16 protein-coding genes and 1 riboswitch are annotated in these 18,776 nt (G+C 30.5%); of the genes, 13 read left to right on the top strand and 3 right to left on the bottom strand.

The features are described 5' to 3' along the window. Nucleotides 1–61 precede the first annotated feature (61 nt). Both ACFWTK_RS09945 and ACFWTK_RS09940 read left to right on the top strand, forming a co-directional pair. Nucleotides 62–313: a hypothetical protein gene (locus ACFWTK_RS09945; RefSeq protein WP_415875861.1), complete on the top strand. Its 252-nt coding sequence runs from the start codon at nucleotides 62–64 to the stop codon at nucleotides 311–313. A gap of 2 nt (nucleotides 314–315) precedes the next feature. After that, a complete protein-coding gene (locus ACFWTK_RS09940) occupies nucleotides 316–1,752 on the top strand; it encodes a tetratricopeptide repeat protein (RefSeq protein ID WP_415875860.1) in 1,437 nt (478 codons plus the stop codon). A gap of 293 nt (nucleotides 1,753–2,045) precedes the next feature. On the opposite strand, the gene ACFWTK_RS09935 is transcribed toward ACFWTK_RS09940, so the two are convergent. Then, on the bottom strand, nucleotides 2,046–2,978 hold the full coding sequence (locus ACFWTK_RS09935) for a transposase (RefSeq protein WP_415875859.1): 933 nt from the start codon (nucleotides 2,976–2,978) through the stop codon (nucleotides 2,046–2,048). Nucleotides 2,979–3,066: 88 nt separating this feature from the next. Here ACFWTK_RS09935 and ACFWTK_RS09930 point away from each other — a divergent pair, with 88 nt between their 5' ends. Next, the gene (locus ACFWTK_RS09930) at nucleotides 3,067–3,837 is read left to right on the top strand and encodes a YdcF family protein (protein ID WP_415875858.1); all 771 of its coding nucleotides are present in this window, start codon (nucleotides 3,067–3,069) and stop codon (nucleotides 3,835–3,837) included. A 183-nt stretch (nucleotides 3,838–4,020) separates the two neighbouring features. Here ACFWTK_RS09930 and ACFWTK_RS09925 read toward each other — a convergent pair whose 3' ends face one another. Continuing rightward, nucleotides 4,021–4,869 (bottom strand): YitT family protein, encoded by an 849-nt coding sequence (locus ACFWTK_RS09925; RefSeq protein WP_415875857.1) that lies wholly within the window; start codon nucleotides 4,867–4,869, stop codon nucleotides 4,021–4,023. Between the two features lie 1,109 nt (nucleotides 4,870–5,978). Here ACFWTK_RS09925 and rsxC point away from each other — a divergent pair. The 7 genes from rsxC to ACFWTK_RS09890 all read left to right on the top strand — a co-directional run bounded on the left by rsxC (nucleotide 5,979) and on the right by ACFWTK_RS09890 (nucleotide 14,101). Then, nucleotides 5,979–7,298, top strand: a complete 1,320-nt coding sequence (rsxC, locus tag ACFWTK_RS09920; RefSeq protein ID WP_415875856.1) for an electron transport complex subunit RsxC — start codon at nucleotides 5,979–5,981, stop codon at nucleotides 7,296–7,298. A 24-nt stretch (nucleotides 7,299–7,322) separates the two neighbouring features. Further along, complete coding sequence (locus tag ACFWTK_RS09915; RefSeq protein WP_415875855.1) at nucleotides 7,323–8,267, top strand: RnfABCDGE type electron transport complex subunit D; 945 nt, start codon at nucleotides 7,323–7,325, stop codon at nucleotides 8,265–8,267. Continuing rightward, entirely contained in the window at nucleotides 8,268–8,858 is a 591-nt protein-coding gene (locus tag ACFWTK_RS09910; protein WP_415875854.1) for an RnfABCDGE type electron transport complex subunit G, read from the top strand. Beyond that, on the top strand, nucleotides 8,858–9,463 hold the full coding sequence (locus tag ACFWTK_RS09905; protein ID WP_415875853.1) for an RnfABCDGE type electron transport complex subunit E: 606 nt from the start codon (nucleotides 8,858–8,860) through the stop codon (nucleotides 9,461–9,463). Before ACFWTK_RS09910 ends, ACFWTK_RS09905 begins: the two co-directional genes overlap by 1 nt. A gap of 24 nt (nucleotides 9,464–9,487) precedes the next feature. Further along, complete coding sequence (locus ACFWTK_RS09900) at nucleotides 9,488–10,063, top strand: electron transport complex protein RnfA (RefSeq protein ID WP_061857262.1); 576 nt, start codon at nucleotides 9,488–9,490, stop codon at nucleotides 10,061–10,063. 13 nt (nucleotides 10,064–10,076) lie between these two features. Beyond that, on the top strand, nucleotides 10,077–10,913 hold the full coding sequence (rnfB, locus tag ACFWTK_RS09895; RefSeq protein WP_415875852.1) for an RnfABCDGE type electron transport complex subunit B: 837 nt from the start codon (nucleotides 10,077–10,079) through the stop codon (nucleotides 10,911–10,913). A gap of 344 nt (nucleotides 10,914–11,257) precedes the next feature. After that, a complete protein-coding gene (locus ACFWTK_RS09890) occupies nucleotides 11,258–14,101 on the top strand; it encodes a bifunctional diguanylate cyclase/phosphodiesterase (RefSeq protein WP_415875851.1) in 2,844 nt (947 codons plus the stop codon). A 177-nt stretch (nucleotides 14,102–14,278) separates the two neighbouring features. On the opposite strand, the gene ACFWTK_RS09885 is transcribed toward ACFWTK_RS09890, so the two are convergent. After that, on the bottom strand, nucleotides 14,279–15,124 hold the full coding sequence (locus ACFWTK_RS09885) for a hypothetical protein (RefSeq protein WP_415875850.1): 846 nt from the start codon (nucleotides 15,122–15,124) through the stop codon (nucleotides 14,279–14,281). Between the two features lie 4 nt (nucleotides 15,125–15,128). Further along, a riboswitch (cyclic di-AMP (ydaO/yuaA leader) is annotated at nucleotides 15,129–15,255 on the bottom strand. Between the two features lie 271 nt (nucleotides 15,256–15,526). On the opposite strand from ACFWTK_RS09885, the gene ACFWTK_RS09880 reads away from it, so the two are divergent. The 3 genes from ACFWTK_RS09880 to ACFWTK_RS09870 all read left to right on the top strand — a co-directional run bounded on the left by ACFWTK_RS09880 (nucleotide 15,527) and on the right by ACFWTK_RS09870 (nucleotide 18,514). Further along, nucleotides 15,527–15,880, top strand: a complete 354-nt coding sequence (locus tag ACFWTK_RS09880) for a DUF2512 family protein (RefSeq protein ID WP_415875849.1) — start codon at nucleotides 15,527–15,529, stop codon at nucleotides 15,878–15,880. A 200-nt stretch (nucleotides 15,881–16,080) separates the two neighbouring features. Continuing rightward, nucleotides 16,081–17,517 (top strand): spore germination protein, encoded by a 1,437-nt coding sequence (locus ACFWTK_RS09875; protein ID WP_415875848.1) that lies wholly within the window; start codon nucleotides 16,081–16,083, stop codon nucleotides 17,515–17,517. A gap of 115 nt (nucleotides 17,518–17,632) precedes the next feature. After that, a complete protein-coding gene (locus ACFWTK_RS09870) occupies nucleotides 17,633–18,514 on the top strand; it encodes a metallophosphoesterase family protein (protein ID WP_415875847.1) in 882 nt (293 codons plus the stop codon). The last annotated feature ends 262 nt before the right edge of the window (nucleotides 18,515–18,776 follow it).

Here is an 18,776-nt window from a genome sequence, read left to right as displayed (position 1 = left end):
TATAGATTTTTTATAAGAGATTTGATAAAATATTAATTAAATACTGCGAGGAGAGAATTGTATGAAATTTAATAAATGGACTTTTAATAAAAAAAGTATTATATTCATTGGAACTGCGGTAGTAATGTTTTTTATAATAATTATATCTTTCATAATATCTAAAGGTAGTAAATTGGAACAGGAGAGTGTTTCTGCAGATCGCAAAGCAGAGGAGTATATATATTTAGGAGAATACGAAAAGGCACTTGAAGAATATAATAAGATAGACGCTAATAAGATTAAAGATAATAGTATATTAGCATTAAAAATATAGATATGGCAAGAGCATATTTTTTGAAAGGAGATATTAAAAATAGTAAAAAATATATTCAGCTAGCGAAAAATGTAGGCATCAAAGATGATGAAATAGTAAATAAAATAGTTTTTTATGAATTCATTAATGGGGACGGTTCTCAAGCTTTGCAAGATGGAGAAAAGGCTTTAAAGACTGAGCCTAAAAATAAAAGCTTGATAAAAAGCATGATGGCTATATATATGGTTAACAAAGAATTGGACAAAGCTAAGGAAATAGTACAACTTTATGATGTAGACAAGAACTCAGCTTATGACTTAGCAGAATATTCTAGAATGCTTATGATATTGGGGGATATTAAAGGGGCGTTTACAAAGCTTAAGGAAGCTTGGAATATTGATAAGGATGAATACAAAATATATGATGTTTTAGCCCAGGAGTCATTGTATAATTCAGATAAAATAATTGGATACATAAAGGAGCTTGAAAAAAGCAATTCAAATGAACTTGTATATAAAATGTGGCTTGCTAAGATTTATTCACTAAAGGAAGATAAATCTAAGGAAGGAATTCAAATTGTGGAGCAGCTAAAGGGGAAAGATGTAGGAAATATTGAAATTAAGCTAATAGAGGCATCAATCCTTCAAAACATGAATAAAAATAAAGAAGTGGACAAGCTAATTAATGAAGTTATACAAAACAATAAAGATGACTATGGAGTGCTTCATACGGTAGCATGGTTCTATTTAAGGAGACATGATTCAGAAAAAGCTATGGAATATTGCAAAAAGTCCATTGAACAAAATAAAGATTATCCAGATAATTATGCATTTTTGATGCCACAAATCCTCAAGAATATGGATAAGGCTTCTTTAGGAAAAACATATTTTATAACTGCCATGGAGAAAGAATTATATAATTATAATGTTTTGGAAAGCGTAGGTAAGTTTTATTGGGATGTGGAGAAAAATTCAGATAAAGCTTTAGAGTATTATAATATGGCAAATAATATAAATCCTGTGGAACCAGAGATAAAATATAATATTGCTTTGTTACATTTTAATGAAGGAAGAGACGAAGATGCTATAAAGATTTTAAAGGAATGCATAAAGCTTAAGGATAATGTTATAAAATATCATAGAACCTTGGGGGTTGTCTATTTAACTAATGGAAGACATGATGAGGGAATAAAGGAAGTAAGAACTGCCTTTAAGCTTAATGAAAATGATATTCTAACTTTGAATAATGCTGGGTGTTATTATGCTATTTATACAAATGATTTACTCAGAGCTTACTATAATTTACAAAAGGCTGCTGATGGGATTACTTCTAATACAGATGAATATACTAAAAGTGTTATAAAGAAAAATTATAATGAAATAAAGCTAGTGATAGATAAGATAGAAAAAGGCAAACCAAATGATTCAATAAAAATTCCAGATTTAAGGCTTCTATACTAATCAAATTGATAAAATAGAATAGAATATAACGGGACGGTTCACAAAAGTTTATAAAAGTACTTAAAAATTGGACTAGGATTATGTAACAATATTCTCAAGTATTTATACATTTATAAATGGAAGAACAAATTCAAAACATACTAAAAAATATACTAAAAATGATATGGTAACAAAATTTTCGATTTTTAATGTTTGTAATACAGCTTGTCCACTGAGATTTTAGAAAATTTAAATTTTAGTATTGATTTTTTCAAAAAATTATTTTAAGTTTGTTTTGGCTAATTTATCATAGTTTAAAAACAAACCGAGGATTTTTCTAAAAATTCATTGATTATATTATGGTACTTTGACGTATTATGTACAATATTATATCCCTTATTGCAAAGGTAAGATATAGATGACAATGTGATGTTGCCTATTATATCACATATTTCCGCATAATATAAATTACATAAATTTCTCATTAAAAAAATGCAAATAGATCTAAATTCTGATGCTGAATGATTGTATTTTATATTTATATCAGACTTATTAAAGTTATAAGAACTCGATACAAATTCTATAATCTGCTGAGGATTAATGTTTCTAATAAGAGGCTTTGAATAAGATTTATAAACAGTACAAGTGTTTACAAGCTCAAGATCATCAATAATATTATCGTCTATATCAGTTTTGGTTCTCGACTTAACAAATTCAAAATAACGAACTATTGCTAATATAGGATCTTGGTTAAAGTATTGGAGAATAAAATCTTTATCTATAATTTTGAATTCATCCTGCCATTTTCCAAGATAGATTCCTAAACTAGAATATTTGTAGTTTTCCACATGTTGTTTAAATCCTTTAATATCTTTAGGATTGTTATGAATATAAGCAGATATAAGCATTACAGATAAATCAGTATCAGCAATTCTGCTCTTAAACCTATCTCCAAAAACGTGTCCTGTCCTGTTGTATTTTCTGTTATAGTATTGGGCATAGCATTGATTAATATTATGCATAAACTTGCTTATATCTGCTCCATTTGAGTTAATTAGTAAATGCAAATGATTATCCATAAGACAGAAACCATAAACATGAAAAGAAAACATATCTTTATATTTTTTTAGATATGATAAAAACTTATTCTTGTCATCATTACTTCTAAATAATCTAACTTCACTTATACTTCTAGCCATAATGTGATAAATAGCAGTATCACTTTTAATTCTAGGTGTTCTTGGCAATTTAAGCACTTCCTTCATAATTTTTTATTAAGATTATTGACAAAAAAATATAAATTAATCACTTAACAATTTAAAGAGGAGGATTCTTGTGATTGATATTATCACAGTCAAAAATAAATTTTTTATATTAGGCATACTAAGCATGCTGTATTATATAGCTTTGAGTTTTTTTGCTTGGAAAATAAGTTTCTCTCAATTTTGGATTATATTGAGTGTTGTTTTTATAGGAATTGGAATAGTTGAAGAATTGGAAAAAAGCAATAAATTATATATAAATAAAAAACTTAGAATGCTTATACTAATTTGTTTTATAATAGGGCTTACTTTGTTTATTATAATAGAGTCACTTATAATTTATTTTAGCCTTAATGAGCAAATGAATAAAAGTGACTATCTTCTTATATTAGGGGCTGGACTACATGGGGAGAAAATGTCTCTTACTTTAAGTCAGAGAATGGATAAAAGCATAGAATATCTAGATAGGTATCCAAAAACCAAGATAATTGTATCAGGTGGGAAAGGAATGGGAGAAGATATAACAGAGGCTGAGGCTATGAAAATGTTTTTACTGAGCCGGGGAATAAGTAAAAATCAAATTATAAAAGAAGAAAAATCTAGGAGTACTTCAGAGAATTTCAGGTATTCAAAGGAAGTTTTAGACAAAATAGATAATAGAAAAGAAATAAAAATAGCTATTGTTACAACAAATTTTCATATGTTTAGGGCTAGATTTTTGGCTGAACGAGCAGGATTCGAGAATATTTGTTCAGTGCCATCAGAACTTCATCCAATATTAATTCCTAATTACTATGTAAGAGAGTATTTTGCTGTAATTAAATCGTTTATTTTTGATAGGTAAAAAAATAAGCTCTAATACAGCTAAGTTTTCATAATCTTATTTATTTGGATAATGAAAGCTTTTAATGCTCTATCAGAGTTTGTCAAATAAGAATTGCAGATTCTTACTATAGTAGATTACATAACTACGGACTCATAAATATGAAAGGAAATTATAAAATTTGAGAACCGTCCCCAATTCAATTCATATTGATAAGGATTTTTGCTTAAAGTTTCCCTGAATATCATTCACAGAAGATACAGTTACAAAAGCATTTGGATCTATTGTATTTACTATGTGTTTTAAAGTATTTAACTGTATTTTCTGAATAACTACATATATAAATTTTTTGTCAGTATTAGAATAACAGCCTTGTGCATTTAAAAGTGTTACGCCTCGTCCAAGTTCTTTGGTAATAGCATCTATAATCGCATTAGGGTTTTCACAGATTATAATACACTGTCTTGAAGAAGCTATTCCCTCCTGAACTGCATCCATAGTTTTTGACCTAATGAAACTCATTATTATAGCGTACATTACAGAACGAGTTCCAAGTGTTAAAGCAATAAATACATATACTATAATATCTTGCATTAATAAAATTTTAGGAAGTTGAAAGTCAGGAAATTTATTTTTAATAATTTTGCCAGATATATCAAGGCCGCCAGTTGAAGCACCAGCCATAAATAGTAGTGCCATTGCAATGCCAGAGATAACGCCGGCAAAGATGGTGGCAGTTAAAGTATCACCAATGGGATCAAAACCAAGGTGTGTATTTGCAAAGTCTATTAGAAAAGAAGAACTTATAACTATGATCCCACTTTTAAAGGCAAAGTTCTTCCCCAATAAATTATAACCGAATATAAAGAGAGGTATGTTGAGGAGAAGTGTGGTAAAACCTATAGGTAGATTAAATAGTTCATTTAATCCAAGTGAAATTCCTGTTATACCTCCTGTACCTATTTTATTAGGCACTAAAAATATGGAAACATAAGCTGAATATAGTAAGCATCCTACAATCGATAAACCTATTTCTTTACATAATTTATTCATAAAAATTCTCCTCTTTATTACTTAAATTAACATTTTGATTAAGCTATAAATCATTTATTAAGCCTTATATTTTGCCTTAATAGTAGCATAAATAAATATAAGCCACAAATAGTATTTTTTTAAGTTTAAAGATATTTTGAGTCTATACCCTTAAAACCAAAGATTTAATGCAAAATTTGAAAGTATTTATAGAGAATGCTTAGAATTTATGCATGCATGAAATTTAATGATGGACAAAATTCAAATTCATATAAATTCACATAAATTCATATAAGATACATTTATTTTTATTCAAATTATGGTATAAGCTATTATTGATTTTATGGAACTTGTTTTGATTTTATGAAACTTGTTAGGTGAGGCATATAAGGGACAGTTCTCAAATTTTCTCAAATTTTATGTGTGAAAATTCGAGAAAATTTAAAAAATTTGAGAACTGTCCCAAAGTTCCCAGAGCTTAGTTAATAAATAAAATTTGAGAACCGTCCCTTATATAAAGTCTGATTTATTTTAATTTTGCGGCAACTTGAAAAAAGTAGGATTGATATGGTATTATATTATATAAAAAAGCATTCAGTAAAACTTTTTTATGTAGTATATATAAACTTATATAATTAATAAAAAATTTGTAAAAAAAGGTTTCAAAAAAAGTATGAAAATCATTAATTGATATAGCACAAGTACAATATATTATGGTATTATATATGTGTCGTTATAGGTTACGACATAATTTTTATGTAATAATCTTTATGTAATTGTATACATTAAGCTCAAAGGTTTAGCCGATAAATTACGCTATTCCTATTTATTTTAAAGCTGTATCAATAAGCGCGATATTTGTAGAATCGTGTAAGCTGCAAATTGCAATAAAGCATATGGTTTAAGTTACGATAATTAGAAAGTAGAATTGACAAATTAATAACAAGTCTATCTAAAAATAAATAGCTGAATATTTTAACTTTCATTAAAATATAAAATATTAGTATATTATAAAAATTTAAATTTATAAATTTAAATTTTTAATATAAATAAATATAAATTAAATTCCTATACAAATTTATGCATTGCTGAAAATTCAGCATGTACTTTTAGGCAAAGGGAGGATTAATATGGAACTTTTAACTTTCAGAAGGGGTGTGCACCCACCTCATGGTAAGTATCTTACTGAAAATAAGCCCATAGAAGACTTAGAACCAAAAGAACTTTTAGTGTTTCCTATGTCTCAGCATATAGGAGCACCAGCAGAGTGCTTGGTAAAAAAGGGCGACAGAGTACTAGTAGGACAAAAAATAGGTCAAGCTAATGGATTTATATCTGCCAATATTCACAGCAGCGTATCAGGTACAGTTAAAGATGTTAAACCTGTACTTACAGCAGGAGGAACAAAATCACTTGCTGTAATAGTAGAAAATGATGGCCTTTATGAAGAAATAGATATGCCAAAGCCAAAAAACTATAAAGATATGACAAAGGAAGAAATTGTAGCACTTATTAAAGAAGCTGGAGTAGTTGGTATGGGAGGAGCTACTTTCCCAACAAATGTAAAGCTTGCTCCACCACCAGATAAAAAAATTGATACAATAATATTAAATGGAGCAGAGTGCGAGCCTTATTTAACTTGTGACCACAGATTAATGCTTGAAGACACAAACATGATAGTTGAGGGACTTAAAATAATACTTCACATGTTCCCAGAAGCAAAAGGTTACATTGGAATAGAGGACAATAAGAAAAATGCTATCGAAGCTATGAGAGAAGCTACAAAAGATATTCCCAATATAGAGGTTAAGGCGTTAAAAACTAAGTATCCTCAAGGTGCAGAGAAACAATTAATCTATGCTATAACTAAGAGAGAAGTCCCTTCAGGAAAACTTCCAGCAGATGCAGGATGCATAGTTCAAAACGTTAACACAGTAAGAGAAGTATATAATGCTGTTGTTAATGGAAGACCTACTATATCAAGAGTTGTTACTGTAACAGGAGAAGCTGTTAAAGAGCCTAAGAACCTAAGAATAAGATTAGGTATGTCTTATAGAGAACTAGTAGAAGCTTGTGGTGGATTCAAAGAAGATCCAGTTAAGATAATTTCAGGTGGACCAATGATGGGTATGGCTGTATCTACTTTAGATATACCAACTACAAAAGGATCATCAGGAATACTTTGTTTAACAGAAAAGCAAGCAGTTTTACCAGAAGAATCAAGCTGTATCAGATGTGGAAAATGTGTTCAGGCATGCCCAATGTTCTTAATACCATCAACACTTGATTCACTTGGAAGAAGAAAAGAGTACGATGCTTTTGAAGAAGAACATGGATTAGACTGTATTGAATGTGGATCATGTACATTTGTGTGTCCAGCAAAACGTCATTTAATTCAATCAATCCGTACTTCAAAGAGAACAGTACTTGCAAATAAAAGAAAAAAATAAATAAAGTGAATAGGAGTGAATAATATGGCTGAAAGAATGTATACAGTGTCTTCATCTCCTCATATTCGTGACAATAACTCAGTGCAGTCAATTATGAGAGATGTTATTATTGCATTATTACCAGCTACAGCAGCAGGAATTTATTACTTTAAGCTTAGTGCATTTTTAGTTGTTCTTACATCAGTTATAGCTTGTGTGGCTTCAGAATTTGTATGGTGTAAAGTTACTAAATCACCAAACACAACAAAGGATTTAAGTGCAGTTGTAACAGGTATGCTACTTGCATTTAACGTTCCACCAACATTACCATTATGGATGATTGTTGTAGGATCAGTATTTACAATGATAGTTGTTAAAGCACTATTTGGAGGAATTGGACAAAATATAGTTAACCCTGCACTTGCAGGAAGAGCTTTCTTGCTTGCATCTTATCCAGTTGCTATGACAACATGGACAAATCCAGTAGATGGAGTTACAGGAGCTACACCTCTTGCTATATTAAAAGGAGCAGAGGCAACAGGAGCAGCCCTTCCAAGTATTGGTCAAGCTTTCATGGGTCAAATTGGAGGATGTATAGGTGAAACTTCAGCTCTAGCATTACTAATAGGATTTGCTTATCTTCTATATAGAAGAGTTATAACTTGGCATATACCAGTAGTTTATATTGGAACAGTATTTGTACTTGGAATGATAATGGGAAGAAGTCCACTTGGTGGATTATATGAAATCATGGCTGGAGGATTAATGCTTGGTGCAATCTTCATGGCAACAGATTACACAACTTCTCCTATGACAACAAAAGGACAAGTAGTATTCGCTTTAGGATGTGGAATTTTAACATCAATTATCCGTCAATTTGGTGGATATCCAGAAGGCGTTTCTTATTCAATTCTTATTATGAACTTAATAGTTCCTCTAATAGACAGAAAGTTTAGGCCAAGAGTATTTGGAACTGGGGAGGCGAAATAGATGGGAAACCAAACTGGAAACAAAGAAATATTTAGTCTAGGATTAAGGCTTTTAATGATTACTGCTATAGCAGGACTTATTTTAGGGCTTGCTCATAAAGTTACACTAGAGCCTATTGCAAAGCAACAAAAGATAGAAAATGATTCAGCTATGCAGGAAGTTTTGCCTGCTGCAGAGGCATTTAATTTAAAAGAAGTAACATTACCAGATGGAAGTATAATTAAAGAAGTCAATGAAGGTACAAAAGGCAGCGATGTTGCAGGTTATGCTATAAAGGTTTCACCTAAAGGATATGGTGGACTTATTGATATGATGGTTGGTATTTCTAATGAAGGTAAGGTAGAAGGAATAAAAATTCTTTCTCACAGTGAAACTCCAGGTCTTGGAGCTAATGCACCAAACCAAGAATTCTCTGGACAATATAAAGGAAAACCAATAGAACAGCCTTTACAAGTAGTAAAAACAGATCCATCAGGAGATAATCAAATAAAAGCAATAACAGGAGCAACTATCACATCTAATGCTGTTACAAAGGGAGTTAATGATGCAATAGACTTCTACAATAAAGAATTGAAGGGAGGCCAAAATTAATGGGTGTTTTAATTGAAAGATTAAAAAACGGCATATTCACAGAAAATACAATATTTGTACAGGTTCTTGCAATGTGTCCTACCCTAGCTGTAACTTCAAGTGCTATAAACGGTATAGGAATGGGACTTGCATCAACAGTAGTTCTAATGGGAGCTAACTTCGTTATATCCCTATTAAGAAATGTTATTCCAGATAAGATTCGTATTCCAGGCTTTATAGTTGTTATTGCAGGTTTCGTTACATTACTTCAATTCTTGTTACAAGGTTTTGTACCAGCATTGAATAAATCATTAGGTATATTTATACCACTTATAGTTGTTAACTGTGTTATATTAGGACGTGCAGAGGCATATGCTTCAAAAAATAAACCAGTACCTGCTATTTTTGATGGTCTTGGAATAGGACTTGGATTTACTCTTTCTTTAGCTATTATTGGTATGGTAAGAGAGCTGCTAGGAACTGGTAAATTGTTTGGATTCCAAATCATGCCAGAGGCAGTCGATCCGGCTCTAGTATTTGTTCTTGCACCAGGAGCTTTCATTACTCTTGGAATAATGATGGCTTTATTAAATCAAAGAAAAATTAGTAAAAAGAAGGTAAAATAGAAGAGAAAGAAGGGTGAATGAATAGTGGGAATATTTACATTAATAATTGGTTCCTTGTTGGTAAACAACATGGTATTGTCTAAGTTCCTCGGCATTTGTGCCTTTCTTGGAGTTTCTAAGAAAATAGAAACTGCTAAAGGAATGGGTGCAGCTGTTACTTTCGTTATGGGTGTAGCGTCACTTATATCATATGTAGTATATAATTTTATATTAAAACCACTTAATCTTGAGTATATGTATACAATAGCTTTCATACTAGTTATTGCAGCCCTAGTTCAATTTATTGAAATGTTTCTTAAGAAGACAATGCCGGATCTTTATAAAGCATTAGGAATATACTTACCGCTTATTACAACTAACTGTGCTATACTTGGTGTAGTTATTATTAATATGAATGAAAATTATAACTTATTCCAAGCTTTAATATCTGGTGTTGCTTCAGGTCTTGGATGGATGCTTTCAATTATTATACTTGCAGGACTTAGGGAAAGAATGGAAGCAAACGATAAAATGCCAGAGGCAATCAAAGGTTTGCCAGCTTCATTAATCACTGCGGGATTAATGTCTATAGCATTCCTTGGCTTCTCAGGCTTAGTATAAGGAGGGAATTTAAATGACTGAGATTTTATATCCTGTACTTAGCATAGGTGGTCTTGGACTTTTATTCGGAGCGCTTTTAGGATTTGCATCTAAAAAATTCGCAGTACCAGTTGATGAGAGAGTTCCTTTAATTAGAGAATGTCTTCCAGGTGCAAACTGTGGTGGTTGTGGATTTGCTGGATGTGATGCTTATGCTGAGGCTGTAGCAAGTGGAAATGCTGCACCAAACTGCTGTCCAATAGGTGGAGCACCAGTAGCAGCTAAAATCGGTGAAGTAATGGGAATTAAAGTAGAAGCTTCTGAGCCAAAAATGGCTTATGTTAAATGTCAAGGTACTTGTGAAAAAGCTAAGGATAGCTATAAATATTATGGATTAGAAGATTGTCAACAAGCAATGAACGTTCCAGGATCAGGAGCAAAATCTTGTTCATATGGATGTTTAGGATATGGAAGCTGTGTTAAGGCTTGTCAATTCGATGCTATTGATATAGTTGATGGAGTTGCTAAAGTTAACAAAGATAACTGTGTTGCTTGTGGAGCTTGTGTAACAGCGTGTCCAAAGGGCATTATAGAATTAGTTCCTCAAAAACAAAAAGTATTCGTAACATGTAACTCAAAGGATAAGGGATTAGATGTTAAGAATTCTTGTTCAGTTGGATGTATTGCATGTACTTTATGCGTAAAAGCATGTCCAAAAGAAGCTATCACAATGGTAGACAATCTTTCTGTAATAGACTACAGCAAATGTGTAAACTGTGGTCTATGTGAAAAGAAATGTCCAACAAAGGCAATATTAAACTTACGTCAGCCAGTTAAAACATCAAAGGATGAAGTAGCTGCTGCAAAATAATAAATTAATATATTGTACGATAAAAAGGCATAAACTTCAAATGGAGTTTATGCCTTTTTCAAATGGCTATTTTTAAGGGATTATTGAAGGAGGTTATATTGAAATTCAAGATGTTTAACACAATTATTTCCTGAGAGATTAATCCATTATGGTATAAACATGTTGATAATTATAGTAATATATAATTAATAGGGCATATTTTAGCATTTTGCCAATAGTAAATTAAATTGAATTATTGCGAGGAGTCATCTATGGTTAGTGAGGGAAAACATAGTTTATTAAACCATATAAGAAAATATTTAATTTTAATGATACTTATTATTCTGGGGGTATTAGGAAATTATTTGACAATACCAATTCATATAGGAGTTGACTATATTTTTGGAAGCATATTTACAATTATAATACTTTATTTTTATGGAATTAAATATGGACTAATCTCATCTATTTTAATAAATGTATATACTTATAAGTTATGGAATCATCCATATGCAGTAATTATTTTTGCTTTAGAAATATTGTTTATTGGCATTATGATAAATCGTAAAGGAGATAACATAATACTTTGGGACAGTTTATACTGGATAATAATTGGAGCACCTATCAGCGCTCTTATATATTATTTTGGTTTACATTATGCCCCTTTCTATATATTACTTATAATACTTAAAAATAGTGTGAATGGAATTGTCAATACCTTTTTTGCAAGTATAATTATATTTTATACTCCTATAGGGGAAGCAGTGTTTAAGAGAAAAACAGAAAGAAGCATACCCATCAGTAGGATTATTTTTGTTATAATAGTAGGTTCTGTAATAATATACAGTATGATTACTGATGTGGTTAATAGCAAGGCTTATTTGAGTAAGACAAAGAATAATATTAAAGAACAAACTGAATCCATGATTAGTATAACTACTTATAATATTAATTCATGGTATGCTGAATATTTAAATGCTCTTAGTATATTAAGTCAAAGAGTTTATTATGGAGATGTAAAATACTCAAAGGAATTTCAACAATATATATCAACAATTCAAAGTTCACTTCCAGGTTTATATGCAATATATATTGTAGATTCAGACAAAAAAGTAGTTGGTGCATTTCCTGCTGCTAATGAGCGGGGAATTTCAAATATTGGAGCCCGTATATCATCTATACCATATTTCAATAATTGGGAGAATAGTGAAACAATCACAATATCCGATATATTTTCAGTAAGCAATAATTATTTTCTCCCTGCTGTAGCTATGCAAGTGCCTATAAGTGAAAACAATGAGAAAAAAGGTTCGGTAATAGGAATAATGAATCTAAATTATGTACCTATAAGTATTAGAAAAGATAAAGGCTATAAGGATATGAATGTTACAATCGTGAATGAGAATAATAATGTAATTTCTAGTACGGACATAAACATAGATATTATGAGTAAATTGTCTCTAGATAATTCTATTGTCATGGATAATGTAGATGATTTAAGTACTGAGATAATAAGCAAGCTTTCTTCTGGAAAGTATATTCAGGATTCTATATATTTTCAGAGATATAATATAAGAAATCAATTACCTTGGAAGATTGTTGTCCAAGTACCTTTGGAAAAATATAAAGAAGAACTACAGCTGCATTATATAAATAGTTTTGCTGTAACCTTTTTAATTATAATGGTCTCTTTTTTAATTGTTGGAATTTTGGATAGAATATTAACTTATCCTATTTTTCAATTGGCAAAGGTTACAACCGATTTGCCAGAGAAAATATTTAAAGAACAGATAATACACTGGCCTAAAAGCGTGGTTTTAGAGATAGATTCTCTTATTAGCAATTTTAAATCTACATCTAAAATTTTAGAGAAAAATTTTAAGGATATTCAAGATGCAAATTCGGAATTGAGATATATAGCTAATCATGACCCACTTACTAAATTACCAAATAGGGCATTATTAAGAACAGAGCTAAATAAGGCATTAAATATTGCTAAATTAAATAATTCTAAAATAGCATTAATGTTTTTAGACTTGGATAGATTTAAAATTATTAACGATACATTAGGTCATAATATTGGAGATAGACTTTTAAAGGAGGTATCAGGGCGACTTTCCAGAGTTTTAAAAGAAAATGAGAAAGTATTTCGAATCGGAGGAGATGAGTTCGTTTTACTGGCATTGGATGTAGTTGAAATCGAAGAAATAAATAAAATTGCATCTAAGGTTTTAAAAGTATTTCAAGAATCATACGTGATATGTGGACAAGAACTGAACATAACAACCAGTATAGGTATTTCAATTTTTCCACAGGATGGAGAAGAAGGAGAGATACTCTTAACTAATGCGGACATAGCAATGTATAGAGCAAAAGAAAAGGGAAAAAACAATTATCAATTTTATAGTGTAGAAATGAACAAAATGTCACTAGAGAAGCTTATAATAGAGAACAACCTCAGAAAGGCTTTAGAAAATGGTGAGTTTATTTTATATTATCAACCTAGGATAGAAATTTCTACAGAAAAGATAGTTGGTATGGAGGCTTTGATAAGGTGGAATAGTCCAGAATTAGGAATGGTGCCTCCTAATAAATTTATTTCTATAGCAGAAGAAACAGGTCTTATAGTTCCTATTGGAGAATGGATAATTAGAGAAGCATGTTATCAAAATAAATTATGGCAGGATATGGGACTGAATGATATGAGGGTTTCTGTGAATTTGTCTGCTCTGCAATTTAGCCAAGAAAATTTGGTGGAGATCATAGAGGAAAATTTAAATAAAACAAAATTAAAACCACAATGCTTAGAAGTAGAAATAACTGAAGGAACTGCTATTAAGGACATTAAATTTACTATATATATGCTAAAAAAATTAAAGGAAATGGGAATTAGAATATCCTTAGATGATTTTGGAACTGGATTTTCCTCTCTTAATTATTTAAAAAACTTTAAAATTGATATTTTAAAAATAGATTCCTCCTTTGTTAAAGATATAAATGAAGATATTAAAAACACTGCTATAGTAAGTTCAATAATAAATCTTGCTAAAAGTTTAAATCTCAATGTTACAGCTGAAGGAGTGGAAACAAGAGAACAGTTAAATTTTTTGAAAAGTAAGAGATGTGATGAGATACAAGGATATTTGTTTAGCAAGCCACTTCCACCTGATGAATTTGAAAAATACGCTAGAAAACAATTCAGAAAGTAATATAAAAACAGATTAGTAAACACAAGTTAAAAAATTAGAAGTTAGAAATGTAAGTGCAAAGTTTAAAGTTTAAAGTAGAGAATATCTACGTATGTTAATTTTAAACTTTATACTGTGCATTTTAAACTAACTTCTAATTATAGTCTTAGTATTATAACTTGCATTTTCTAATATGAATTATTCTGCTGCTTTTAAAACTGCTGCTTGATGTTGAGGGTCCTTTTTTCCGTCTTTGTGTCTTGTACTGTTTAGAAAATGAATATCAAAGTGACCATCCATTCCATTTCCCTTTATCACATCTAAATTTTGACCTCTTCCATAACCGTTAGAACGATTATTTATAATCTTGTATGCAGGTGCGGCATCAATACCAGCATGAGGCATAGCACTCATAGAAGCTGCAATTCTTCTTCCATTAATATTTAAAATAATAGGACGTCTTTCCCAAGAAAAGCCACCCCAAATGCTCTTTATTATTTCTGTATCTTCTTTTGTTAAGGCTTCTGTATCCGCGTGATTTGTGCCCATGGTTCTTTTTACTTTAAATGTGTTTTTTGTGTAAACATCAGTAACTTCTGCAACAGAATTTATTGAAAAAACATTTTTTGCAATTTTCCAGTCCAATATTTCAATCTTTGAAGAATATGTATTTTTATTTGAGGAGGATGTTGATTTAGCAGTTTTAGATTTATCTGTAATCTTAGGTATAGTACCTCCTCTTGAAACTGGAGTTTTTCTATTTGATAAGTTGTTTTCATTAAGAGCTGCATTATTAGATGAAGCCTTTTTTACAATCTTTATTTCTGTTGAGTTTGGTGTATCAATACTTTCATTTTTAAATTCATCTTCATTATTATTTAGTGAATTACTAATTGAAGTAGGATCTACTTTGCTAATAGGGTTCATTTCTACAACATTTCCTGGAGAAATCATTTGGGTACTATCTTTTTTTATCAAAAGAGGATAAGAAGACAGTGCTAAGACACATATTATAGCAAAGCCTAAAATTATAGATTTTTTCACTTATTACACCTCTCTTAATGCCTGCGAAGTTAGTTGACGGGCTCGGGAAGAGAAAAATCCCTACCGAAAATTTGGATTCGCCCCATAGATTAATTCTCCGCTGTATTTTATACATTGGGCAATTTTTTTACTTTTTACATCTCTATATTATAACTAAGTATCTTTGGAATTAATAGTGGAAATAGTTTTACATTATTCCATGAACTTCAATATAGCTTTATTGAATTTTATATATTACCTTATTATTAAATTTTTGCTCAAAAATGGCTATAGAGCATTAGGAATTACAGGTTTCGTGTGGAAAATCATGCATATTTTTTTATTATTTGTTGAATAACATTACGAGGTTTATGACAAAATAGAAATATGTTAACTTAAAATAAATAAATGGAGGTATTTTATATGAGTAAAACGACTACAGCAATTTTAGTTAAATTACTATTGACTATCATAGCAGGATGGATAACTTTAGGTTTCATGGATGGAAATACAATTGGATGGATTCTTACTTTTGCAGTTATAGGAACTATATTAAATTATTTACTTGGGGATCTTTATATACTGCCTAGTTATGGAAACATAACTGCATCTATTGTAGATGGAATTATGGCAGCAGTAGTTGCATATGTACTTGATGTACTAAGTGAAAATTTTGCTACAAGATTTGGTACATTAATTATTCTTGCAGTATTGGTAGCTGTAGTGGAGTACTTCTTCCACAGATATTTAATAAAATCGGATGAAGTAGCACCATAAAAGCATTTACAACAGTTTTTGGATTGAAGATTAGAAGATTGGAGGTCAGTTTAGCTATTATTCAGTTTAGCTATTATACCCAATATAGCTAAACTTTGCCTATTTTCTAGCATCTAATTTAGTAACTTAATGTCTGACTTACACTCTTTCTGTAGAGAGAAGCTCTACTTTGAGAAAAACATAAGATAAGGAGTGAAAAAATGACTTATATTTCAAATAAACTCGATGAAAATAAAAAAGTCCTAAAAAGTCGTCTCCCCATAGATAAAAGTTTTGACATGATAGGAAGAGAAATAAAGATAGGAGATAGAGAGGCTTTTTTTGTTATGCTGGATGGCTTTGCAAAAGATGATATAATGCTCTGGATAATTGAAAGACTTCAGGCTATAACTCCCTCTGAAATGTCAATGAATATAATATCTAAGCTTTTGAAGGAGAAAATAGCTTATATAGAGGTAGATACCTTTAAGGATATTGAAAAGATGGAGCAAATGGTTTTGTCTGGAGCTATAGGACTTATAATAGATGGTGAAGACGAAGGAATTATACTTGATGCCAGAGAATATCCAATAAGAGGACCAGAAGAACCAGATTTAGAGAAGGTAACAAGAGGATCTAGAGATGGACTAGTTGAAACAGTCATTTTTAATACAGCTTTAATTAGAAGAAGAATTAGAGATCCTAAGCTGGTATTTGAGCTAAATACTGTAGGAAAGAGATCTAAAACAGATGTGGTAATAGGATATATAGAGGATTTAGCAGATGAAAAACTTGTACAAGAAATAAAGGACAGAATAAGAGAAATTGATGTGGGAGCCTTAGTTATGGCAGAAAAGACCCTTGAAGAACTTTTAATAAAGAAAAAGTGGTATAATCCTCTTCCTCTTGCAAGGTTTACAGAAAGACCGGATGTAGTAGCAGCTCATCTCATGGAAGGACATATAGCAATAATTGTAGATACGTCCCCTAGTGTGATGATTCTTCCCGCTACCTTATTTCACTTTACACAACACGCTGAAGATTATTATCAGACTCCTATAACAGGAACTTATATACGATGGATTAGATTTTTAGGAATGTTTTCTGCCTTTCTTTTGTTACCATTATGGCTGCTATTAGTATACAATAAAGAAGCTTTACCTCAATCACTTCAGTTCTTAGGACCGAGGGAAATGGGAAATATACCTTTATTTATTCAATTTATACTTTTAGAATTTGGTTTAGACTTACTTAGAGTCTCATCTATACACACTCCAAATACCTTATCAACTTCACTAGGTATTATAGGCGGTTTAATATTGAGTGAATTTGCTGTAAAGATAGGTTTATTTGTACCGGAAGCCGTAGTATATATGGCTTTGGCTGGAATAGGTACCTTTGCAACTCCAAGTATAGAGTTTGCCATGGCAATTAGAATATTTAGATTGTTTATTTTGATTTTGACAGGTTTATTTAAAAATATTGGTTTTGCCGTTGGAATATTAGTAGTGTTTGTAATAACTTTCAATACTAAATCTTTTAAAAACAGCAAAAGATATACTTGGCCATTGATTCCTTTTAATTGGAAAGCTCTCTCTCATATTCTATTTAGAACTCCAATACCTAAGTTAGGACAGGATGCCAAAGAGAATCATTAGGTTATTAGGGACGGTTCTCAAATTTTTCTAATACTAAAAGAGCATTAACTTTGTAACAGCAAAGATAAATAATTCATAATTTACAGTATAACAATAAAAAATAGGTGTAAAAGAGTTGAAAAGTAAAAGAATTATTATTCTTGGAGATTCTAAGGGAAAAGATGATGGAATAAATAAAAAAGTATTAAGCAAAATATTTAACCAAATAAAAGAACTGAAAATACAGCCTGAATATATAATACATCTTGGAGACAGTGTAGCAGGAAGCAGCGATACAAGGATTTTAAAATATCAAATAAAGGAGCTTCATAGATTAATAGGACAGTATTACCCGGTAAATAGAATTTTACCAGTACTGGGAAATCATGAAGTAAATAATAAACCTAAAAATCTCCAAGGAGAAGAAGCATTTGAAGAGTGTTATTCTAATATAGATGCTGATAATTTTTTGGAAGGTTATCATAAAACTGTTTATTGTAAAGATTTTGATAATGTAAGGTGTATTTTTTTAAACTCCTTTCACTATGGTGAACTATATAGAATAACAGGAAAGCAATTAGAATGGTTCAGAAAGATTGCGAAAGATCCAATACCTTTTAAAATAGTATTTGTTCATTTACCAATTTATCCAACAGGAGCTCATTTAGCAACTTGTATGGATGCTTATATAGAAGATAGAGATATTTTTCTCAAGGCTCTTGAGGAAAACAATGTTAGCCTAGTATTTTGTGGACATGAACATAATTATTCAAGGCGTCTCATAGGTTCTAATGATAAAAAAGCCATGCAAATTATTACTGGAGGAGCAGGAGAAAAGCTTAGAAATAGTTATAAAGATAAAAAAGATGTTATAGTAACACCAAAACCCATTTATCACTATGTAATATTAGATATAGAAGAAGATAATATAAGAGTCAGGACTGTTTCACTAGGGAAAAAAGTATTTGATGATTTTAGTGTTGGCATCGGGGACGGTTCTCAAATTTTCATACAATAGCCTATGAAAATTTGAGAACCGTCCCCGATATTTTTATGGAAAAAGAGATGTATTCATACTACTACAATAGAAAATTAATAAGATAACTAATGCGAACTCTGTCAGAATAGTGAAAATGATGAAATATTATCTTGTTTACTGGTGAATATAAATTGTTTTAAAATAATTAATGACACAGACATACATATTATATGAGGTATGGTTATGAATAAGCTAATATATTTGAAATTATGAAATGAAATAGTAGATGTGCTAAATAATG

Source organism: Clostridium sp. (genome assembly GCF_047777555.1).
In the GTDB taxonomy this organism is placed as follows: Bacteria; Bacillota; Clostridia; order Clostridiales; family Clostridiaceae; genus Clostridium_H.
This window is presented reverse-complemented; position numbering and strand designations above follow the sequence as displayed.